The following is an 18,640-nucleotide window of genomic DNA, read 5'->3' as shown; positions in this document are numbered from 1 at the left end:
GACGAAGCGGTCGATCGACCGCGGGCCGTCGCGGGCCGCATGAAACGCGCCACGACGGGGCCGAGACTCTGTAGCAGACCATTATCGCCCCGCCAGCGGCAAGATCGCCAGACGCTAGCGGCCATACTCGCGTTCGACCCGAGCGATACGCGTTCGATACGCCGCGTACCAGCGCTCGCGCCCCAGGCGCTGGGCGTAACGATGATCGATGTCCTGCTTCCAGCTCGCGATCGCCTCGAGATCGCGCCAGTAGGAGACGGTAAGACCCACCGCTTCCCGCGCCGACTCCAACCCAAGAAAGCCGGACCGCTCCTTGGCCAGCGCCAGCATCCGCTCGGCCATCGCTTCGTAGCCTTCCGGGTCATCGCTCATCAGCGAGGTGAAAATGACCGCGTAGTAAGGCGGCTCGGGGGTCTCGGCAATCAGTGACACGTCACTCTCTCCAGCAGTCATCGGCGTGGCCTCCAGCAGTCATCGGCGTGGCGTTCGGCCGGGGTGATCGCGCGTCGCCAGGCGACCGGCGTGGCCGACGCAACGCCGGACCCGGCACCGCCGACGATCCTCGCCAAAACCCGGCTGCGCGGCAATCGTTATCGCGAGGCGGTTCGCTTGGGCTGGCGCAGGATGATCGACGAATCATAAAGGATGGAGTTTGTGCCAACCCGCTGTTGCGACTAGCTTTTGAGTTCAGATCGTTGGAAGCGATCCGAGCTGGCGATCACGTCAGCCCCGTTCACAAGGAGTCGATGACATGGAAATCCTGATTCACAACGACGGCATGGGCGCCGACGAATTCCACCAGCTCGCCGGTGGCGAGACGGGCGATGCGCTGCGCAAGAGCGCGAAGAACTATCTCGGCAGCGAGAATCTCTCCGAAAACCAGGTCAAAGAGATCAAGCAAAACGGCGGCGAAGACTACGAAGCGCTGATTCGCAAGATGACCGAGCATGCGCTCAACCTGGTCAATCTGCCGCTGAACTCGCGGATCCGCCTGGAGATCGATTTCGACGGCGGTCGCACTGCCTGATCGAACGCATCGCGTCGATACCGGCCGGCACGCTGGGCGCCGGCCGGCCCCCTGATTAGACTGTCGGGACTGCCCGCAACGACGGAGCCCGATCATGAAACGACTTTTTCGCCCCACCCGCGATGTCGACCACGACGACGTCACTGCCCTGCCCCAGGACGGCGTCCCTTCTGTCGTCACCGATCCGCTGGGCGAAGAGACACTGGGTGTACACCGCGGTGCCTTCAGCGATGAGCGCTTCTGGCGCAAGCTCGCTCGCTTCGGCAGTCGCGCCGGCCAAGAACTCGTACGCAAGGCGCTGCAGCTCTACTTCGTGCTCAAGCGCCCCGATGCCCCCCTCTGGGCCAAGTCCACCATCATCGGTGCGCTCGGCTATTTCATCTCCCCGCTGGATGCGATTCCCGATTTCGTCCTCGGCGTGGGTTACGCCGACGACGCCAGCGTGCTGGCCGCGGCGCTCGTTGCCGTCTCGATCTATATCGACGAGGACGTCAAACGCCAGGCCGATGAGGTGCTAAAACGCTGGTGGCCAGCCGGGGCGTAAGTCCTCCCGCTCAATGACGTATCGCTTATCCCTGCCTAACGGGCGCTTCAAGGGCGTTTTCGGTTTTCCCACGCTCACCGGTGCCCTGTCCTATCTCGCCTTTCTCGTATGACACCTCTCGATGCTGCGCTACCGCGTCAGGCGTTGCTGACCATCAGTTCTTCTATCTCGCTCATAGCCAAAAACCATCGATTTAGACTAAAGTAGCGCCCCGTAGCTTGGTACCGATTTGCCTGCTTACTATCGGCGCCATCGTCGTCATCGGCGTCGCGCGAATTCGATGCGTCATCACGGGCACATCGCTCGGCGTTCGTCCGCGCCCAGGCCCGAGCTGCACCCGACCCAGACCGTCGACTAGAAGGACATATTTTTCATGGCGTCTCAGCCTGACAACGCCTCGCGGCGCGCGTTTCTCCGCAACTCTTTCATGATGATCCCCGCCGTCAGCCTGACCGGCGGCGTTTCCCTCACCGCCAGCGCGGACGAACCGGCCCCGAACCTCGGCGACTATCAGCCCGCGTTCTTCAGCGACGACGAGTGGTCGTTCCTGCTCGCCGCCTGCGATCGATTGATTCCCGGCGAATCCGCCGGCAAGGGCCCGGGTGCGCTCGATACCAACGTACCGATCTTCATCGACGGACAGATGGACTCCCCGTACGGCCACGCCGAGCGCTGGTACATGGAAGGCCCCTACGTTCTCGACGGCTCGCCCGACCTCGGTTTTCAGTACCCCTACACGCCGCGCGAGGTCTACCAGAAAGGCATCGCGATGACGCAAGCGTACTGCCAGCAGCAGCATGGCAAGCGTTTCGAGCAGCTCGATGGCGATGCCCAGGATCGCGTACTGCAGGCGCTGGAAGCCAACGACGTGGATTTCGCGAGTCTGGGCGAGACGCAGAAGCTCGAGGCCTCCGAATTCTTCGCAAGCCTGCTCTCGAACACCAAGGAGGGCTATCTCGCCGATCCCATCCATGGCGGCAACAAGCACATGGCGTCGTGGAAGATGGTCGGTTTCCCGGGCGCGCGCGCCAGCTTCCGCGACTGGGTCGATCAGCACAACGTCGAATACCCGCTGGGCCCCGTCAGCCTGACCGGCGAACGCGGCTGATACGGAGAGCACCTGACACAGCGTGCGTGCGCCGCTGAGCGCCGTGCGTGCCGCTCTCCTTCAGCCATCGTGAGTACAAGGAATGCTACCGTGACAAAACATCTCATCCCGCTGCTCGCCGGCAGCGCTTTCGTGCTGGCCACTCCGGTTTTCGGCGCCGACGACGACACCGTCGAACGCGGCGCCTATCTCGCCCGCGCCGGTGACTGCGTGGCCTGCCACACCACTGAAGACGGCAAGGCGTTCGCCGGTGGCCTGGGCATCGAGAGCCCTTTCGGCATCATCTACTCGACCAACATCACCCCGGACGATGAGAACGGCATCGGCGACTACAGCGAAGAGGAGTTCGCCGCCGCGCTGCGCGAGGGCGAGCGCGCCGACGGCGCCAATCTGTATCCGGCGATGCCCTACCCCTCCTACGCCAACCTGACCGACGACGACATCCATGCGCTTTACGTCTACTTCATGCAGGGCGTGGAGCCGGTGGCCGAGAAGCCACCGCAGACCGACCTCGGCTTTCCGTTCAACCAGCGCTGGGGCATCAGCGCGTGGAACTGGCTGTTCATCGATCACCCCACCTTCGAGCCCAGCGCCAGCAACCCGGAACTGACCGAACGCGGGCGCTATCTGGTCGAAGGTCTCGGCCACTGCGGCAGCTGCCACACGCCGCGCGGCTTCGCGGCGCAGGAAAGCGCGCTCGACGACGATGGCGACGACTATCTTGCCGGGGCCAACCTCGGCGACTGGTGGGCGCCCTCGCTGCGCGGCGGCGCGGGTGGCGACGGTCGCGGCATACAAGGCTGGGACACCCAGGCGATCGTCGACTACCTCAAGACCGGGCGTAACGCTCACGCCGTCGTCGGCGGCGAAATGACCTCGGTCGTCGCGCACAGCACCTCGCACCTGACCGACAAGGATCTGACCGGGATCGCGCAGTATCTCAAGTCGCTGCCGGCCAACCCGGCCGATGAGGATGCCCCCACGGCCGACGCCCGAAGGCAGGCCGCGAAAGAGACCGAAGCCCATCTCACCGCCGCCAAGAATCTGAGCGACGGTGAACGGCTCTATCTCGATAACTGCGCCGCCTGTCACCTCAACGACGGCATGGGCGCCGAGCGCGTGTTCCCGCCGCTCGACGACAACGCGCTGGCCAACGCCGACAACCCGACCGGGTTGATCCACACCATTCTGGCCGGGGCCAAGCCGCCGGCGACGTCGACCATCCCCGCGCAGCTGCCGATGCCCGGTTTCGGCTGGCGCCTCTCCGACGACGAGGTCGCGACACTGGCGACATTCGTGCGCAGCGCCTGGGGCAACGACGGCGATGTGGTGGACGCCGAGCAGGTCGCCGAGGTTCGTGACGAGCTCGACGATGCGCCGCTCGACCGGGCCGTCGACCCCGAGGGCGAGCTGAACCAGACCGACGGCGAAGACTAATGACAGACAGGTCGCCCGAGAGGCGGCCTGCGTGGCGCGCCTCGATGCGCGCCGACAGGATCGAGGAGTTAATACATGGCTAAGCAACAACCGCGCGTCGATGCGGTCATCGTCGGTCTCGGCTGGACCGGTTCCATCATGGGCATGGAGCTGACCGACGCGGGCCTCAACGTGCTGGCGCTGGAGCGTGGCGAAGATCGCACCAACGAGGATTTCGCCTACCCGAAGCCGGCGGACGAGCTGCAGTACGGCATTCGTCACACCATGATGCAAAAGCCGAAGCAGTCGGCGGTCACCATCCGGCGTAATCTCGACGAACGAGCCCTGCCGCAGCGAAAGCTGGGCGCCTTCCTGCCGGGTGACGGCGTCGGCGGCGCCGGCGCGCACTGGACCGGCGTGCTGATTCGCCCCACGCCCACCGACCTGCAGCTCAAGACCTTTGCCGATCAGGCCTTCGGCAAGGGCGTGCTGCAGGACGACATGCAGATCCAGGACTTCGGTGTGAGCTGGGACGAGCTCGAGCCGCACTTCTCCTTCTTCGAGAAGGTGTGCGGTCAGTCCGGCACCACCGGTAACCTCAACGGCCAGATCCAGGCGGGGGGCGATCCCTTCGAGGGTCCGCGTAGCGAGCCCTATCCGCTACCGGCGCTGCAGGACACGCAGAACACCCAGATGTTCGAGAAGGCCGCCAAGCAGCTCGGGTATCACCCCTTCCCCAACCCCTCGGCCAACGTCTCGCGAGCCTGGACCAACCCCTACGGCATGCAGCTCGGGCCCTGCAACTACTGCGGCTTCTGCTCGCGCTACGGCTGTCTGAACTACTCCAAGGCCTCGCCGCAGACCTGCATCCTCAATGCGCTCAAACAGCGCAGCAATTTCGACTACCGCACCAACGCCAACGTCACCCGCGTCGAGCTGGCCGCGGACGGCAAGACCGCCACCGGCGTCACCTACGTCGACGGCAACGGCGAAGAGGTCTTCCAGCCGGCGGACATGGTCATTCTGGCCTCCTACGCGCTCAACAACGTGCGACTGATGCTCAACTCCGGCATCGGCCAGCCGTACGATCCGGTGGCGCGTACCGGCACCGTGGGCCGTAACTACTCGTATCAGATCGGCGGCGGCATCAACTGCTACTTCGACGACATCGAGTTCAACCCGTTCGCCACCGCCGGGGCGACCGGCAAGATGTTCAACGACTTCTCGCCGGGCAATTTCGACAGTGCCGCTCACGGCTTTATCGGCGGCGCCAAGATGCACTCCTCACAGGCCAGCGGCACGCCGATCAAGACGCCGCTGCCGAAGGATGCACCGAGCTGGGGTCAGGGCTACAAGGATGCGCTGCAGAAGTACTACGGCCATCACATGAAGCTCTCGATGACCGGCAGCGTGATGTCGTATCGCTCCAACATGCTGGATCTCGATCCGACCTGGAAGGACCCGTACGGCATGCCGCTTTTGCGCATGACCTTCGACTGGAAGCAGAACGAACACCGTCTTTCGGCGTTCATGCGCGACCGTCTGCGGGAGATCGCCGACGTGCTCAAGCCGGACTATCGCGACGAGAGCTTCAACCTCGAGGGCTCGCACTTCAAGGTGACAAGCTACGTCTCGACCCACAACGTCGGCGGCGCGGTGATGGGTACCGACCCGAGCACCTCCGCGGTCAACCGCTACCTGCAGAGCTGGGACGTGCACAACGTCTTCGTACCCGGCGGCAACGCCTTCCCGCAGAACTTCCAGGCCAACCCCACCGATCTGATCGCTGCGCTGACCTACTGGTCGGCGAAGAAGATCCGTGAGGACTACCTGAAGAACCCGGGGCCGCTGATGTCGCGTTCGTAACACGCAACCGGCACTCCCTCAGACGAAGGCGCCCAGGTGGCGCCTTCGTCGTGTCTGGCCCTCGTCTCGCTTGAGAAACCCGCCGCCCGCTCGCATATTGAGACTCGCTTCACGCTTCATTTCGTTCGTCACCAGCCCGCGAGTAGCCATGTCCTTCGATACCACCGCCGACAACCGCCACATGACCCACTTCGACGCCCACGATTCGGTGTGGCTGTTCGGCTATGGCTCGCTGATCTGGAAGGCGGACTTCGACTACCTGGAGCGCCGGCCGGCGTCTATCGAGGGCTGGACCCGCCGCTTCTGGCAGGGCTCCCACGACCATCGCGGCACGCCGGAATCGCCGGGGCGCGTCGTCACGCTGGTACCGGACGAGGAGGCGACCTGCCACGGCATGGCCTATCGCATCTCGCCGAGCCTGTTCGCCCAGCTCGATCACCGCGAGAAGAACGGCTACCTGCGGGTGATCACACCGATGACCTTCGACGACGGCAGCCAGGTCGAGGGCGTGGTCTATCTCGCCGGCGAGAACAACGCCGCTTATCTCGGCCCGGCATCGCCGGACGCGATCGCCCGCCAGATCGCCGACTCGCGCGGGCCGAGCGGGCCCAACCGGGACTACCTGCTCAATCTGGCCCAGGCGCTGCGCGAACTCGAAGTCGACGACGACCACGTCTTCACTTTGGAACGTGCGCTGCTGGGCTGAGCCGCAACGCCGAGACGATGGCTCGGGGCTCGGACATATGGCTAGCTCGCTTTCTGTCCTCTGAGTCTCTTCACGCCCTCGAAGAGGGCGAGTAGAAGCCCGCCGGCAAGGAGTCCGGCGGCGAAGTTGAGCAGCATCGGCGTCAGCGGCTGGATGATCGCGCCGACACCCGGCAGATCGCTGGCGTCGGCGAGACGGTCGATGCCGTGATGCAGAAACGGAATGCCGTGGGTGAGAATGCCGCCACCGACCAGGAACATGGCGATGGTGCCGACGATGGAGAGCAGCTTCATCAGCCAGGGCGCGGCCTTGAGGATGGCGTTGCCGACGACCTCGGCCACCCGCGAGCCGCGCTCGGCGAGATAGAGGCCAAGGTCGTCGAGCTTGACGATGGCGCCGACCAGGCCGTAGACCACCAGGGTGATGACGACCGCGATGATCGCCAGCACCACGACCTTCTCGGTGAAGCTGGCCGCGGCCACCGAGCCCAGCGTGATCGCGATGATCTCCGCGGAGAGAATGAAGTCGGTGCGCACGGCACCCTTGATCTTGTCTTTCTCGAACGCCAGACGCTCCTCTTTCGAGTCGAGCTTGGCGGCCTCACGCACCTTCGCCTTGCTCGCCTCCTTGCCGTGGAGAAATTTGTGGGCAAGCTTTTCAGCGCCTTCGAAGCAGAGATAGGCGCCGCCGACCATCAGCAGCGGCGTGATCAGCCAGGGCGCCACCACGCTGATCAGAAGCGCCGCCGGCACCAGGATCAGCTTGTTGCGAAGCGACCCTTTGGCCACCGCCCACACGATGGGCAGCTCGCGGCTGGGGCGAACGCCGGTGACCTGCTGAGCGTTGAGGGCAAGATCGTCGCCGAGGACACCGGCGGTCTTCTTCGCTGCGACCTTGGTCATGACGGAGACGTCGTCGAGCAGCGTGGCAATGTCGTCGAGCAGGGTGAGCAGGCTACCGGCGGCCAAGGGCGAAACTCCTGGAGATCGAAATCGAAGCGTCTTGGCGCGGCCCTTCGCGGGTGCGGTCAAGAACGCGAATCCGCCGATTTTTATGCCGGCGTCGCGGCTGAGCCTAGCCGAGTGTCATTCAGTCGACATCGATAATCTGCGAGAGCGCCTCTCGGAGCGTCTCCACGGCATCGGGGCGCACGCAGCGCGCCCTCTCTTCGCCGTCGCGCAGGAAGATCAGCGTGGGCCAGCGCTTGACGCCGAAGGCGCGCCCGAGCGGGCGCCCCTTGCCATCCTCGATGCGATGATGCACAACGCCACTGTCGGCGAATGCCTGTGACATGAGGGGCTGCGCCGTCTGGCACCATGGGCACCAGCCGACGCCGAACTCGACGATGACGGGCCCCGACGTCTCGCGAAGCGTCTCGAGATCGAGCGCCTCTACGGTGTAGATCGCACTCATGGGCAGCGCCTCAAGTCTCGTCGTCCAGACGACGCAGGCTCGAGGCGAAAGCGCGCCAGCGCTCGACGTAGTGCGTCGCGGAGGCCTTGAGCTCCTCGATCGCCGCCTCGTCGAGGGTGCGGACCACCTTGGCCGGAGAACCGACGATCAGTGAGTTGTCGGGAAACCGCTTGCCCTCGGTGATCAGTGCCCGAGCGCCGATCAGACAGTTGGCACCGATTTCGGCGCCGTTGAGCACGGTCGCCCCCATGCCGACGAGCGTGTTGTCGCCGATCCGGCAGCCATGGAGGATAGCGTGATGTCCGACCGTACATCCGCGGCCGATATGCAGCTCCAGACCGGGATCGGTGTGCAGCATGCAGCCTTCCTGAACGTTGGTGTCGGCACCGATGACGATGCGATCGTTGTCACCGCGAATCACCACGTTGAACCAGATGCCCACGTCCTCGCCGATCTCCACGTGGCCGATCACGTGGGCACCGGGGGCGATCCAGTAGCGCCCAGCCTCAGGCAGCAGCGGGGCGCGATCTTCATAGGCGTAGAGCGGCATGCGGATTCTCCGTGGGTGCGAGCCTTATAGCGTCGGCTGCATCAGGCACGCTCACCAGCCGACTTTAGGCCCACGCGCGACACTTCGCTATTGCGACTCGTCCTCGGACTCTTTCTGGCTGGCGGCCGGGATACTGCTCTCGCTGTAACCGCTCTGGTGGGAACTGGCCTGACTCTCGCCCACCATGAAAAGGGGCAGCAGCGCCGAGACGAGAACGGCGGCAATTTGCGAGAAGAATCGGTTGAACGCTTTCATGACCACTCCTTCGGTTGACGTGCCGATGCGGCTGATCGCCGCAGGCATCTATTTAGCATGCTAAATAGATTGCTTACCGTCAAGCTCGGAAAGAATACGCGCATTCGGATAGGGGTTTCTTCTCAGGAACGTGGCACTAGCGCAGCGACGTCATTAGACTAAGGGCAATCGCGTTCGCGCCTGTCCGTATCCATCAGACAGAGAACCTTCATGAAATTGCGTCACGGCATCACGTTCTGCTCCCTGCCCCAACCCGAGGCAGCAGCGGCATCCGGCGACACCTACGCCGATGTGGTTCTCATCGGGGGCGGCACCATGAGTGCCACCCTCGGCACCCTGCTCCAGTCTCTCCAGCCGGACTGGAAGATTCGACTCTTCGAGCGCCTCGACAAGGCCGCCGAGGAGAGTTCGAACGTCTGGAACAACGCCGGCACCGGCCACTCCGCCTTCGCGGAGATGAACTACACCTCCCCCCAGCCCGACGGTAGCGTCGACATCCAGCGCGCCATCAGCATCACCGAGCAGTTCGAGGTGTCGCGGCAGTTCTGGGCCAGTCAGGTGCGTGATGGCGTGCTCGCCAATCCTCGGTCGTTCATCAATACCGTGCCGCATCTGAGTTTCGTGTGGGGCAAGGAGCGCGTCTCGTTTCTCAACGCGCGCTTCGAGGCGATGCACAAGAACCCGCTCTACGCCGGCATGGAGTATTCGGAGGAGCCCGAGCAGATCGCCGAGTGGATTCCGCTGGTGATGACCGGCCGCGACTCCCGGGATCCCGTCGCCGCCACCCGCATGCCGGTCGGTACCGAGGTCAATTTCGGCGAGATCACCCGCCAGATGATGGGGTCGCTCGCCAAGCGCGACAATTTCCAGCTCGATGTCGACACCCAGGTACGCGATCTCGAGCGCAACGACGATGGCACCTGGCGAGTGACCGTTGCCAACACCAGCGACGGCGGCAACGAGCGCAGCGTCAACGCGCGCTTCGTCTTCATCGGTGCCGGCGGCGCGGCGCTGCCGCTGCTGCAGAAATCCGATATCCCGGAAGCCAAGCAGTACGGCGGTTTTCCGGTGGGCGGGCAGTTTCTCTACACCACCAATCCTGACGTCGTCGCCAAGCACGATGCCAAGGTCTACGGTCTGGCGCCGGCCGGCTCACCGCCGATGTCGGTGCCGCACATCGACAAGCGCATTCTCGACGGTACGCCGGCGATCATGTTCGGCCCCTTCGCCACCTTCTCCAGCAAGTTCCTCAAGAACGGCTCCTGGACCGACCTGATGCGCTCGATCACCCCGAGCAATCTCTGGCCGATGACCAAGGTCGGGCTGGATAACATGGATCTGGTTCGCTACCTGATCAGCCAGCTGCGAATGTCCGAGGGCGATCAGTTCAAGGAGCTGCAGGGCTACTACCCGGAAGCGGACCGCGACGACTGGAAGCTCTGGACGGCCGGGCAGCGAGTGCAGACCATCAAGGACGTCGAGGGCAAGGGCGGCACGCTGCAGTTCGGCACCGAACTGGTCACCGGTGCCGAAGGCTCCATCGCCGCGCTGCTCGGCGCCTCGCCCGGCGCCTCCACCGCGCCGTCGATCATGCTGCAGCTGCTCGAGAGAGCCTTCCCCGAACAGGTCGCAAGCCCCGAGTGGCAGGCGGAGCTCAAGCGTCTCATCCCCTCTTTCGGCCACTCGCTCTCCGAGAACCCGGAACTGCTTCGCGAGGCGCGGGCGCACTCCCGCGAGCATCTCGAGCTCACCGAACCTGCGCTCGACACGACCTCGAGTCTTGGCGAGGCGACCCCCGAGCCCTGATTCGCCGCTACCGTTGGCATCATGACGACTGCCCGTCGGACCTCTCCGAACGGGCAGTCGTCGTTCTTGGCGAGGTCGATCCTCACAGGTTGTACGACATACGACCTTTGCGGCATTTCCCGCATCGTTGCCAGCCCCTAATCTCGACGAGCCAGAACCCGCCGCGGTTCTTCTCGAGAGGTTCGTCATGAGTGAGTCCACCCCCCTTTCCCGCTCGCACGTCGTCTCACCGAGTCAGGAGCCACCGAACGTAGCGGCCCCCGGCCGCCTGTCACGTCGTCGCCTGTTGCAGTCGAGCGCGGTGCTCTCTGCCGTCGCGCTGGTCGGACTGCCCCGCGCCCGGGCCGACTGGGAACCCTCGCTTCGCTACCCCGATGCCAATATCGAGGTGCTCGATCCCGCCTTTCTCGACCTGCGGCTCTTCAACGCCAGCATCGAACGGCTGGCGACGGGGTTTCGCTGGCTGGAGGGCCCCGTCTGGTTCGGCGACGGGCGCTACCTGCTCGCCAGCGACATCGCCAACAATCGGCTGATCCGCTGGGACGAGGTCACCGGCGAGGCGGCCACCTTCCGCTCCCCGTCGAACTACTCGAACGGCAATACCCGCGACAATCGCGGCCGGCTGATCACCTGCGAGGGGTCGATCGGACGGCGCGTCACGCGTACCGAGTACAGCGGGCAGATCACCGTGCTGGCCGATCAGTACCAGGGCAAACCCTTCAACTCGCCCAACGACGTGGTCTGTACCCGAAACGGCGACATCTGGTTCACCGATCCACCGTTCCAGCTCGGCAACAACTACGAAGGCCGCATCGTCGAGCAGGAGCTACCGGCGGCGGTCTATCGCATCGATGCCGAAAGCGGGGAAGTCGAACAGGTACTCAGCGATATCGCCGGCCCTAATGGAATCGGCTTTTCGGCGGACGAGAGTCGTTTCTTCCTGGTCGAGGGGCGCGCCAAGCCCAATCGCATCCTGTGGGAGTTCAGCCACCGCGACGGCAAGCTCAGCGACAAGACCCAGCGCATCGAGGCGCAGAACCACGGCGCGCTGGACGGGTTTGCCATCGACACTCACGGGAACATCTGGGCCGGCTGGGGCAGCAGCGGCGCCGTGGGTGGCGATCCGGAGGCGCTAGACGGCGTGCGGGTCTTCGATCCCACCGGCAAGGCGATCGGCCACATCCATCTGCCGGAGCGCTGCGCCAACGTCTGCTTCGGCGGGGCGATGGGCAACCGGCTCTTCATGGCGAGCAGCCACTCGCTCTACTCCCTCTTCGTCAACACCCAGGGCGTCGGCTTCGATCTTGGCTGATCCGCGCTAGCGGGAAAACCGCCGACGCCAGCGATACGGGTGCATCGCTGGCGTCGGTTCGATCGGCGTATTATCGGCGGCACGTCGTCAGCGCGCGTTATGGGCGCGCCTGCGCTCACCCCCAGAGCGTGCGCAGTGCGACGAAAGCGATCGCCGCCAGTGCGGCCGCGGCAGGGAGAGTCACCACCCAGGCCAGCGCAATGGGCCGCATCAGCTTCCAGTTGGTCTGGCGATTGACCAGACCGATGCCGAGTACCGCGCCGATCAGAATGTGGGTGCTGGAGACCGGCAGGCCGAGGATCGAGGCGAGCATCACCACCGCCGCGGCGGAGAGCTCCGCCGAAAAGCCGGAGGCGGGGTGGATCTCGGTGAGATTGTGTCCCACCGTCTGAATCACCTCCTTGCCGATGAACCAGAGCCCCGCGATCAGCGCCACGCCAAAGGTCATCAGCGCCAACGGCGGTATCGAGGCCTCGCCCTGAATGCCACCGGTTCGCAGCACGTCGAGAATCGCCACGAACGGTCCGATGGCGTTGGCGATGTCGTTGGAGCCGTGGCTGAACGCAAAACCGGAGGCGGTGAACACCTGCATCCAGCTGAACATCAAAAACGTCGAGCGATCGAGAGACTCGCCCTTGAGCGTCTTGGCGAAGATGAAGGTCGCCATCCACACCGCAGCCCCGATCATGCCCATGATCAGGTAGTTGTGAAGCGTGCTCAGGCCAAGATCGACGTTGGTCAGTCCCTTGAAGAGCAGCATCGCCACGATGACCATCGCGCCGATCGCCGCCACCATCGGCACCCAGGCCTCCAGCGCCCGATGGGAGTGAACCTCGCGGCGCTTTTCATCGATCGACTGCAGATCGCGGTAGTACTCGGACTCCAGATCACCGGTATCGAAGTCGCCGTCGTTGATCGTCTGCATGTCCCGCGCCATCGCCTGGGTATAGGAGATCTTCTGAATTTCCGAGAGGCGTTCAAAGCGTGCCTTGTGGCGCTGCCTGTGCTCGCGTTTCTGTTCGCGGATCTGGTCGAGCTCGTGCTTGGCGACCTCGTTGTAAGACAGGATATGCCGCTTGATCAGCGAATAGAGCAGGTAGGAGCCGAGCCCGCCCAGCGCCGGCGAGAGCACCCAGGAGATCGCGATCTGGCCCACCTGCCCCCACTGCACCAGCCCGAGGGCGGTGTCGGTGCCGCTGACCAGCACGCCCAGCGTCAGCGAGGCGCCGACGATCGCCCCGATGATGGAGTGTGTCGTCGACACCGGGAATCCCTTGCGCGAGGCGAAGAGCAGCCAGACCGCCGCGGCGATCAGCGCGGACATCATGATGTAGACGAAGTCCGTCGGCGCTACCTGCATGCCGCCGAGATCGACGATGCCGCTGCGAATGGTCGACGTCACCTCGCCGCCGGCGATCACCGCGCCGCTGACCTCGAAGATCGCCGCCACCACCAGCGCCTGCTGGATCGTCAGCGTGCCGGCGCCGACGCTGGTGCCGAAGGAGTTGGCGACGTCGTTGCCACCGATATTGAACGCCATGAAGATGCCGAACAGTGTCGCCATCACGAAGAGGATCGGCCGGTCGCCCTGAATGTAGCCCAGCCCCCAGAACAGAAAGTAGCCGCCGGAGGCCAGCAGCAGCGCCGCAAAGAAAAGACTCAGCCGTGAGAAGCCGAACGGCGAAAAGCTCGAATCGGCATACCCGGATACGTTACGTTCCATGTCCACTTCCTCGCGAAGTCCCCGAATGGGCGAGACTGGCGTGACGAGCCTCGTCCGGCAGAGTAGAGCGCGAAACGTGACACTACGGTGACCCCGCGGGGGCGGCGCGCCCTTGCCTGGACTAACGACCGTTCGTACACTTTCCGGCCCTGCGCGCGCCGATGACGCCGCGCCACCGTCGCCACGCGGTGGATGACCTATGGAGGTGCCATGTCAGTCGAGATTCGCGGACTCATCGCCCGGGTGTGGCCGGTCGCCATGCTCATCGTCGCCATGGTGTCGATTCAGAGCGGCGCGTCGCTCGCGCAGTCGCTGTTTCCGACGATCGGCGCCACCGGGGCGACGTCGATTCGGCTGATCCTGGCATCGATCATGCTGCTCGCGGTGTTTCGCCCGTGGCGGCGCCCGATCGCGAAAAGCGCCTGGAAGACGCTGATCGTCTACGGCGTCTCCCTCGGGGCCATGAACTTTCTGCTCTATCAGGCGATACAGACGGTGCCGCTGGGCATCGCGGTGGCGCTGGAATTCACCGGGCCGCTGGCGGTGGCGGTCTTCTCGTCGCGGCGGCGGCTCGACCTGCTCTGGGTGGCACTGGCGGTGGCGGGGCTTGCGATGCTGCTACTGCTCGGGGACGAGGCGAGCGGCACTCTCGACCCCTATGGTGCGGCCTGTGCCCTCGGCGCCGGCGTCTGCTGGGCGCTCTACATTCTCTTCGGCCAGAAGGCCGGCGCGGTCAACGGCGCGCAGAGCGCCGCCCTCGGCGTGACCATCGCGGCCATCGTGATTGCACCGATCGGCCTGATCGATGCCGGTGCCGCCCTTCTCTCGCTCGACATCTTGCCGATCGCACTGGCCGTCGCCATCCTCTCCACTGCCATCCCCTACACCCTGGAGATGATCGCGATGTCGCGAATGCCGACCCCGGTGTTCGGTACCCTGATGAGCCTGGAACCGGCCATCGGCGCGCTCTGCGGGGTCATCTTCCTGAGTCAGCACCTGGGCCATCTACAGTGGTCGGCGATCGCGCTGATCGTGGTTGCCTCCATTGGCACGACGCTGGCGACGCGCCCGCACGATGGCATCGAGGCGCCGGTACCGGACTGATCTCGGCCAGGTTCAGGCGTCGAGCCCGAGCCGCCGACAGTGGCCACCGGCATCGGTGCGAAGCGTCTCGCAGCGCCGCTCGGCATTCCGACGCGCCTCGTCGTCGAGCCCGTCGAGGTTGGCCTCGGCCCCGATCAAAAGCGCCTCCAGGCCGGCCTTCACCATCAGCGCACCGACGGCAGTATCGCTTTCGAGCATCGGTGCGGTTTCATCGACCGACTCGACCGCCAGTGCCAGCGCCTGCTCGCAGCACGCCGCCGCGGCCAGCGGCACCTCGATCGAGGCCGCCTGCGCCGCCTCGAGCCGCGCCGGCTTGTCGGCGTTGGCATCGTCGAGCCGTTTCGCGGCGAGCCATTCGGCGAAAGCGGCGGCATCGTCGTCCACGGCGGCGGCGAGTTTGCGATAGAGAGCATCGCCCCGCTCGATGAGCTCGGCAGTGTCGGCGTCGTCCTGGCGCTTGTCGGCGGTCAGACGTAGCCCCTTGAGGACCAGCGAGAGCCCGAAGCAGGCGTTGACCGCTGCCGCCGCTCCGCAGCCTGGGGTCGGGCGCTTCTCCACGGCCTGCTGAAATTCGGTGAGCGAGAAGTGCCAGAGCGAGCGCGAGTCGGTGGACATGGAGAATCTCCGGAACAATCGGCGAGAGGGAGTCGTTAGCCTAGCGGCAAGTGCCCCTTCACGCTGGATCGATCTGGCGGCGGGAAAGCGGGTCACGGCGTGACGAGGGGGAGCGGATAAAGGGGGCGAGCGCGCGGCGAGTGGCACATTCGATGGCGTGGGGTTCGACGAAGCGCTATGGCGAAACGGCCCTCAGGCCGCTTGGCGATAGCGCCGCATCGGGCCACCCCGGCCCTTGCGGCTGTAGCTGCCTTTGCCTTTCTTCGGCGTCTGCTGCTGCTGGCGGAACTGCGGCGTCTTGAGCGCCGCCTTCAACGCGTTGTCGCGTATGGGGTGCGAGGCCATGGGCCCTCCCGAGTATCGATGAGTCTTCTGACGATGGCCGCTTCTCGAAGTGGCCCAGCCGACAATGGGGCGTGCGCAAGACGACTTCAACCGAGGGATCAGCTCGGCTGGAGAACGAGATGGTCGTAGAGCACGGCGCAACCGATCGCGATCAGCACGATGCCGCCGACGATCTCGGCGCGCTTGCCGATCACGCTGCCGATCACCCGCCCGAGCAGAATGCCGAGGGTGACCATGACGGTCGTGGCGATACCGATGGCAGCCGCCGCTAGGACGATGTTCACGTCGGCGAACGCCAGCGTCACGCCGACCGCCATGGCATCGATGCTGGTCGCAAAGGCGGTGGCCACCAGTAGCCAGAACGAGGGGCGTGGCGCCACCTCGTCGCGTACCGGCGAGGCGGGCCGGAAGCCTTCCCAGATCATGTGACCGCCGAGACCGCCGAGCAGCACGAACGCGATCCAGTGATCCCACTGGGCCACGAACTGCGATGCCGCCATGCCGATGCTCCAGCCGATCATCGGTGCGATGCACTCGATGATGCCGAATATCAGCCCGATCTTGAGCGCCTGCGGTAGCCGGGTACGTACCAGCGACGCGCCCTTGCCGATCGACGCGGCAAAGGCGTCGGTCGACATCGCAAAGGCGAGTAGCGCGAGTGAGGCAGGGTTCATAACGTTGTCCAGTCGGCCCGATAGCCATGACGCGCGCGCTGCCCGACTCTGCGCCGCCGCGTCGATGGTCTCGCCAACCGTGAAAGGTGTCCGCGCCACGGCAGTGCCGAGCATGTTGACGCGAACGCCGTCCGATACCGCTGAACGATTGGACGACCGGCTACTCCCCAAAGAGACAGGGACTATAGACCCGGACGTCCTGGAATTCAATAAATCATTGAATTACAAGAACAAATTACACCCCGGTTAACGGATGGAGTTGGCGTTAATCAAGTTAATACCGGTTCATCTTTGATGGCCGGGTTACGCCCAACGCAGTACCCCGGCAATCCAGACCGATAGCCTCGCGGGCGTTGCGCCCTCCGGGTCGTAGAGCAGGCGGTAGGTCATCGGGGCGACGACACCGTCCATCAGTGCTGCGACTTCCGGGGCCGCCTCTCCTCTGGCACGGGCCCTGGCCACCAGGGTGGCCATGATCGATTCACCGTAGCGATAGCAGCACTGCCGGCGCTCGAGATCGGCGCTGGCCATGACGTCGTTGAGCGCCCGCTGGCCGGGGGCCGAGACCATCTCCTCGAGATACTGCTCGCCCCACGCCTGCAGATCGCCGACGAGCGTACCGGTATCTGGCGGCTCACCGTCCGGGCGCAGCCGCGAGAGCGAGACATCCGCCAGCAGTTCGGCGAGATCGCCCCAGCGGCGATAGATGGTGGAGGGTGTCACTCCCGCCGTCGCGGCGATCCGCGGCACGGTCAGCGACTCCCGCGGGGCGCTCGCCTCGAGACACTTCACCGCCTGATGCACCGCTTGCTGAACGCGAGCGCTACGCCCGCCGGGCCGAACGCCTGCTCTTTCCGCCATGATCGCCCCGCTGTCGCCGACGACGCGCCCCACGCCGCCAAACGCAAAATATTTGCTTTATGTCTGCAACCCGCCCAGACTCGCGCTAACGCAAAATATTAGCTTAACGGATCGACTCATGTCATCGCCCGCCGCTTCCACCGCGCCCTATCCTGCCCCTCGGCCCGAGTCGCTGGTCTACTACTCGCTGCTGATGGTGACGTTCCTGGCCGCCTCGAGCGCCCCTACCCCGCTCTACCGGCTCTATCAGGCCAGTTGGGACTTCTCCACCACCTGGCTCACGCTGGTGTTCGCAAGCTATATCTTCGCGCTGCTCGCGACGCTCTTGATGACGGGGCCGCTCTCCGATCATCTCGGCCGGCGGCCGGTCGTGGCGGGAGCGATCGTCGGTGAGATCCTGGCACTCGGGCTGTTTCTCGTCGCCGACGATCTGGCCTGGCTGATGGCGGCGCGTATCGCACAAGGCATCGCCACCGGGGTCGCGACCAGTGCCCTGGCGGCCGCGCTGCTCGACAGCGACCATACCCGCGGGCCGCTGATGGCGAGCATCGCGCCGCTGTCCGGCATGGGCGTGGGGGCGCTGCTCGCCGGCGTGCTGGTGACCTATTGGCCGGCGCCCATGCGCAGCGTCTATCTCGTGCTGGCCGTGATGCTGGTACTGCTCGGGTTCTGGCTGAAGCGTATTCCCGAGGGCGCCACGCCACGCCCGGGGGCGCTGGCCTCCCTGCGGCCGCGCGCGAGCATCCCGCCGCCGGTGAGAAAGCCGCTGCTGCGCGTGGTGCCGGCGGTGGTGGCCTCCTGGGCGCTGGGCGGATTCTCGCTCTCGCTGGGGCCGACACTGGTCGAGACGATCAGCCACCGGGAGAGCCCGCTGATCGGCTCGCTGATCACCTTTCTGCTGCCGTTCGTCGGCGGCATCAGCGTCATGGTGCTGCGCTCGCGCCCGTCGCGGCTGGCCGTGCTGCTGGGCACCGCCTGTATCGTCGCCGGCATGCTCGGGCTGCTGCTCGGGGTCTATCTGACCCGGATCGATATCCTGCTCGGCGGCACGGCGGTGGCTGGCATCGGGTTCGGGGCTGCCTTCATGGGCGCGCTGCGCATCGTCATGCCGCTGGCACCCCCTACGGAGCGCTCGGCGCTGATGGCCGCGTTCTACGTGATCTGCTATCTCTCGGCGAGCCTGCTGGCGCTGATCGGCGGCGTCGCCGCTCAGCACCTAGGGCTGATGCCGACGACCTACGTCTACGGCAGCGGCGTGGCACTGCTCGCGTTGATCGCTTTCGTTGCCACGCTCGTCCAGCGCCCCACCGCGTGA

The 18,640-nt window shown here is 65.2% G+C and carries 20 protein-coding genes and 1 riboswitch; of the genes, 10 read left to right on the top strand and 10 right to left on the bottom strand.

The window, feature by feature from the left end; all coding sequences use genetic code 11:
- Positions 1-114: 114 nt before the first annotated feature.
- Positions 115-432 carry an antibiotic biosynthesis monooxygenase family protein gene (locus tag DOM33_RS14625; protein WP_110670206.1) on the bottom strand — a complete coding sequence of 106 codons (318 nt, stop codon included), beginning with the start codon at positions 430-432 and terminating at the stop codon, positions 115-117.
- A gap of 319 nt (positions 433-751) precedes the next feature.
- Here DOM33_RS14625 and DOM33_RS14620 point away from each other — a divergent pair, with 319 nt between their 5' ends.
- From DOM33_RS14620 to DOM33_RS14595, 6 genes are all read left to right on the top strand, one after another.
- Positions 752-1,027, top strand: coding sequence for a hypothetical protein (locus DOM33_RS14620; RefSeq protein ID WP_110670204.1), 276 nt, complete (start codon positions 752-754; stop codon positions 1,025-1,027).
- Positions 1,028-1,121: 94 nt separating this feature from the next.
- On the top strand, positions 1,122-1,571 hold the full coding sequence (locus tag DOM33_RS14615) for a YkvA family protein (protein ID WP_110670202.1): 450 nt from the start codon (positions 1,122-1,124) through the stop codon (positions 1,569-1,571).
- A gap of 373 nt (positions 1,572-1,944) precedes the next feature.
- Positions 1,945-2,679, top strand: a complete 735-nt coding sequence (locus tag DOM33_RS14610) for a gluconate 2-dehydrogenase subunit 3 family protein (protein ID WP_204352697.1) — start codon at positions 1,945-1,947, stop codon at positions 2,677-2,679.
- A gap of 90 nt (positions 2,680-2,769) precedes the next feature.
- Positions 2,770-4,116 (top strand): c-type cytochrome, encoded by a 1,347-nt coding sequence (locus DOM33_RS14605; protein ID WP_110670200.1) that lies wholly within the window; start codon positions 2,770-2,772, stop codon positions 4,114-4,116.
- A 75-nt stretch (positions 4,117-4,191) separates the two neighbouring features.
- Positions 4,192-5,961, top strand: a complete 1,770-nt coding sequence (locus DOM33_RS14600) for a GMC family oxidoreductase (RefSeq protein WP_110670198.1) — start codon at positions 4,192-4,194, stop codon at positions 5,959-5,961.
- 148 nt (positions 5,962-6,109) lie between these two features.
- Positions 6,110-6,667, top strand: coding sequence for a gamma-glutamylcyclotransferase (locus DOM33_RS14595; RefSeq protein WP_110670196.1), 558 nt, complete (start codon positions 6,110-6,112; stop codon positions 6,665-6,667).
- 41 nt (positions 6,668-6,708) lie between these two features.
- Here the strand turns inward: DOM33_RS14595 and DOM33_RS14590 are convergent, their stop codons facing one another.
- From DOM33_RS14590 to DOM33_RS16225, 4 genes are all read right to left on the bottom strand, one after another.
- Complete coding sequence (locus DOM33_RS14590) at positions 6,709-7,635, bottom strand: DUF808 domain-containing protein (RefSeq protein WP_110670194.1); 927 nt, start codon at positions 7,633-7,635, stop codon at positions 6,709-6,711.
- 121 nt (positions 7,636-7,756) lie between these two features.
- Complete coding sequence (locus DOM33_RS14585) at positions 7,757-8,080, bottom strand: thioredoxin family protein (RefSeq protein WP_110670192.1); 324 nt, start codon at positions 8,078-8,080, stop codon at positions 7,757-7,759.
- Positions 8,081-8,090: 10 nt separating this feature from the next.
- Positions 8,091-8,630, bottom strand: a complete 540-nt coding sequence (locus tag DOM33_RS14580) for a gamma carbonic anhydrase family protein (RefSeq protein ID WP_110670190.1) — start codon at positions 8,628-8,630, stop codon at positions 8,091-8,093.
- An 87-nt stretch (positions 8,631-8,717) separates the two neighbouring features.
- Positions 8,718-8,885, bottom strand: a complete 168-nt coding sequence (locus DOM33_RS16225; protein WP_162617987.1) for a hypothetical protein — start codon at positions 8,883-8,885, stop codon at positions 8,718-8,720.
- A gap of 210 nt (positions 8,886-9,095) precedes the next feature.
- Here DOM33_RS16225 and mqo point away from each other — a divergent pair, with 210 nt between their 5' ends.
- Together mqo and DOM33_RS14570 are read left to right on the top strand one after the other, a co-directional pair.
- The gene (gene mqo / locus DOM33_RS14575; RefSeq protein WP_110670188.1) at positions 9,096-10,691 is read left to right on the top strand and encodes a malate dehydrogenase (quinone); all 1,596 of its coding nucleotides are present in this window, start codon (positions 9,096-9,098) and stop codon (positions 10,689-10,691) included.
- 187 nt (positions 10,692-10,878) lie between these two features.
- Positions 10,879-12,003: an SMP-30/gluconolactonase/LRE family protein gene (locus tag DOM33_RS14570; protein ID WP_110670186.1), complete on the top strand. Its 1,125-nt coding sequence runs from the start codon at positions 10,879-10,881 to the stop codon at positions 12,001-12,003.
- A 115-nt stretch (positions 12,004-12,118) separates the two neighbouring features.
- Here the strand turns inward: DOM33_RS14570 and DOM33_RS14565 are convergent, their stop codons facing one another.
- Positions 12,119-13,726 (bottom strand): inorganic phosphate transporter, encoded by a 1,608-nt coding sequence (locus DOM33_RS14565; RefSeq protein WP_110670184.1) that lies wholly within the window; start codon positions 13,724-13,726, stop codon positions 12,119-12,121.
- A gap of 210 nt (positions 13,727-13,936) precedes the next feature.
- Between DOM33_RS14565 and rhtA the strand changes: the two genes are divergently transcribed.
- Positions 13,937-14,830, top strand: coding sequence for a threonine/homoserine exporter RhtA (gene rhtA / locus DOM33_RS14560; RefSeq protein WP_110670182.1), 894 nt, complete (start codon positions 13,937-13,939; stop codon positions 14,828-14,830).
- Positions 14,831-14,842: 12 nt separating this feature from the next.
- Here the strand turns inward: rhtA and DOM33_RS14555 are convergent, their stop codons facing one another.
- From DOM33_RS14555 to DOM33_RS14540, 4 genes are all read right to left on the bottom strand, one after another.
- Positions 14,843-15,445, bottom strand: coding sequence for a cyclodeaminase/cyclohydrolase family protein (locus tag DOM33_RS14555; protein WP_110670179.1), 603 nt, complete (start codon positions 15,443-15,445; stop codon positions 14,843-14,845).
- A 192-nt stretch (positions 15,446-15,637) separates the two neighbouring features.
- The gene (gene arfA, locus DOM33_RS14550) at positions 15,638-15,790 is read right to left on the bottom strand and encodes an alternative ribosome rescue factor ArfA (protein ID WP_110670176.1); all 153 of its coding nucleotides are present in this window, start codon (positions 15,788-15,790) and stop codon (positions 15,638-15,640) included.
- Positions 15,791-15,888: 98 nt separating this feature from the next.
- Complete coding sequence (gene mntP / locus DOM33_RS14545; RefSeq protein ID WP_110670174.1) at positions 15,889-16,464, bottom strand: manganese efflux pump MntP; 576 nt, start codon at positions 16,462-16,464, stop codon at positions 15,889-15,891.
- Positions 16,465-16,645, bottom strand: a riboswitch (yybP-ykoY riboswitch).
- Positions 16,646-16,767: 122 nt separating this feature from the next.
- On the bottom strand, positions 16,768-17,325 hold the full coding sequence (locus tag DOM33_RS14540; RefSeq protein ID WP_110670351.1) for a TetR/AcrR family transcriptional regulator: 558 nt from the start codon (positions 17,323-17,325) through the stop codon (positions 16,768-16,770).
- A 118-nt stretch (positions 17,326-17,443) separates the two neighbouring features.
- Between DOM33_RS14540 and DOM33_RS14535 the strand changes: the two genes are divergently transcribed.
- Positions 17,444-18,640: an MFS transporter gene (locus tag DOM33_RS14535; protein ID WP_110670171.1), complete on the top strand. Its 1,197-nt coding sequence runs from the start codon at positions 17,444-17,446 to the stop codon at positions 18,638-18,640.

The organism is Salinicola halophilus, from assembly GCF_003206155.1.
Taxonomy (GTDB): Bacteria; Pseudomonadota; Gammaproteobacteria; order Pseudomonadales; family Halomonadaceae; genus Salinicola; species Salinicola halophilus.
Note: the sequence above shows the minus strand (reverse complement) of the source record. Positions and strands in the feature narration are given on the sequence as shown.

What these genes read in the sequence shown, in the direction of transcription:
- DOM33_RS14620 (WP_110670204.1), top strand. Translation starts at nt 752, where the DNA reads ATGGAAATCCTGATTCACAACGACGGCATGGGCGCCGACGAATTCCAC.
- DOM33_RS14615 (WP_110670202.1), top strand. Translation starts at nt 1,122, where the DNA reads ATGAAACGACTTTTTCGCCCCACCCGCGATGTCGACCACGACGACGTC.
- DOM33_RS14610 (WP_204352697.1), top strand. Translation starts at nt 1,945, where the DNA reads ATGGCGTCTCAGCCTGACAACGCCTCGCGGCGCGCGTTTCTCCGCAAC.
- DOM33_RS14600 (WP_110670198.1), top strand. Translation starts at nt 4,192, where the DNA reads ATGGCTAAGCAACAACCGCGCGTCGATGCGGTCATCGTCGGTCTCGGC.
- DOM33_RS14595 (WP_110670196.1), top strand. Translation starts at nt 6,110, where the DNA reads ATGTCCTTCGATACCACCGCCGACAACCGCCACATGACCCACTTCGAC.
- DOM33_RS14585 (WP_110670192.1), bottom strand. Translation starts at nt 8,080, where the DNA reads ATGAGTGCGATCTACACCGTAGAGGCGCTCGATCTCGAGACGCTTCGC.
- DOM33_RS14580 (WP_110670190.1), bottom strand. Translation starts at nt 8,630, where the DNA reads ATGCCGCTCTACGCCTATGAAGATCGCGCCCCGCTGCTGCCTGAGGCT.
- DOM33_RS16225 (WP_162617987.1), bottom strand. Translation starts at nt 8,885, where the DNA reads ATGAAAGCGTTCAACCGATTCTTCTCGCAAATTGCCGCCGTTCTCGTC.
- mqo (WP_110670188.1), top strand. Translation starts at nt 9,096, where the DNA reads ATGAAATTGCGTCACGGCATCACGTTCTGCTCCCTGCCCCAACCCGAG.
- DOM33_RS14570 (WP_110670186.1), top strand. Translation starts at nt 10,879, where the DNA reads ATGAGTGAGTCCACCCCCCTTTCCCGCTCGCACGTCGTCTCACCGAGT.
- DOM33_RS14565 (WP_110670184.1), bottom strand. Translation starts at nt 13,726, where the DNA reads ATGGAACGTAACGTATCCGGGTATGCCGATTCGAGCTTTTCGCCGTTC.
- rhtA (WP_110670182.1), top strand. Translation starts at nt 13,937, where the DNA reads ATGTCAGTCGAGATTCGCGGACTCATCGCCCGGGTGTGGCCGGTCGCC.
- DOM33_RS14555 (WP_110670179.1), bottom strand. Translation starts at nt 15,445, where the DNA reads ATGTCCACCGACTCGCGCTCGCTCTGGCACTTCTCGCTCACCGAATTT.
- arfA (WP_110670176.1), bottom strand. Translation starts at nt 15,790, where the DNA reads ATGGCCTCGCACCCCATACGCGACAACGCGTTGAAGGCGGCGCTCAAG.
- mntP (WP_110670174.1), bottom strand. Translation starts at nt 16,464, where the DNA reads ATGAACCCTGCCTCACTCGCGCTACTCGCCTTTGCGATGTCGACCGAC.
- DOM33_RS14540 (WP_110670351.1), bottom strand. Translation starts at nt 17,325, where the DNA reads ATGGCGGAAAGAGCAGGCGTTCGGCCCGGCGGGCGTAGCGCTCGCGTT.
- DOM33_RS14535 (WP_110670171.1), top strand. Translation starts at nt 17,444, where the DNA reads ATGTCATCGCCCGCCGCTTCCACCGCGCCCTATCCTGCCCCTCGGCCC.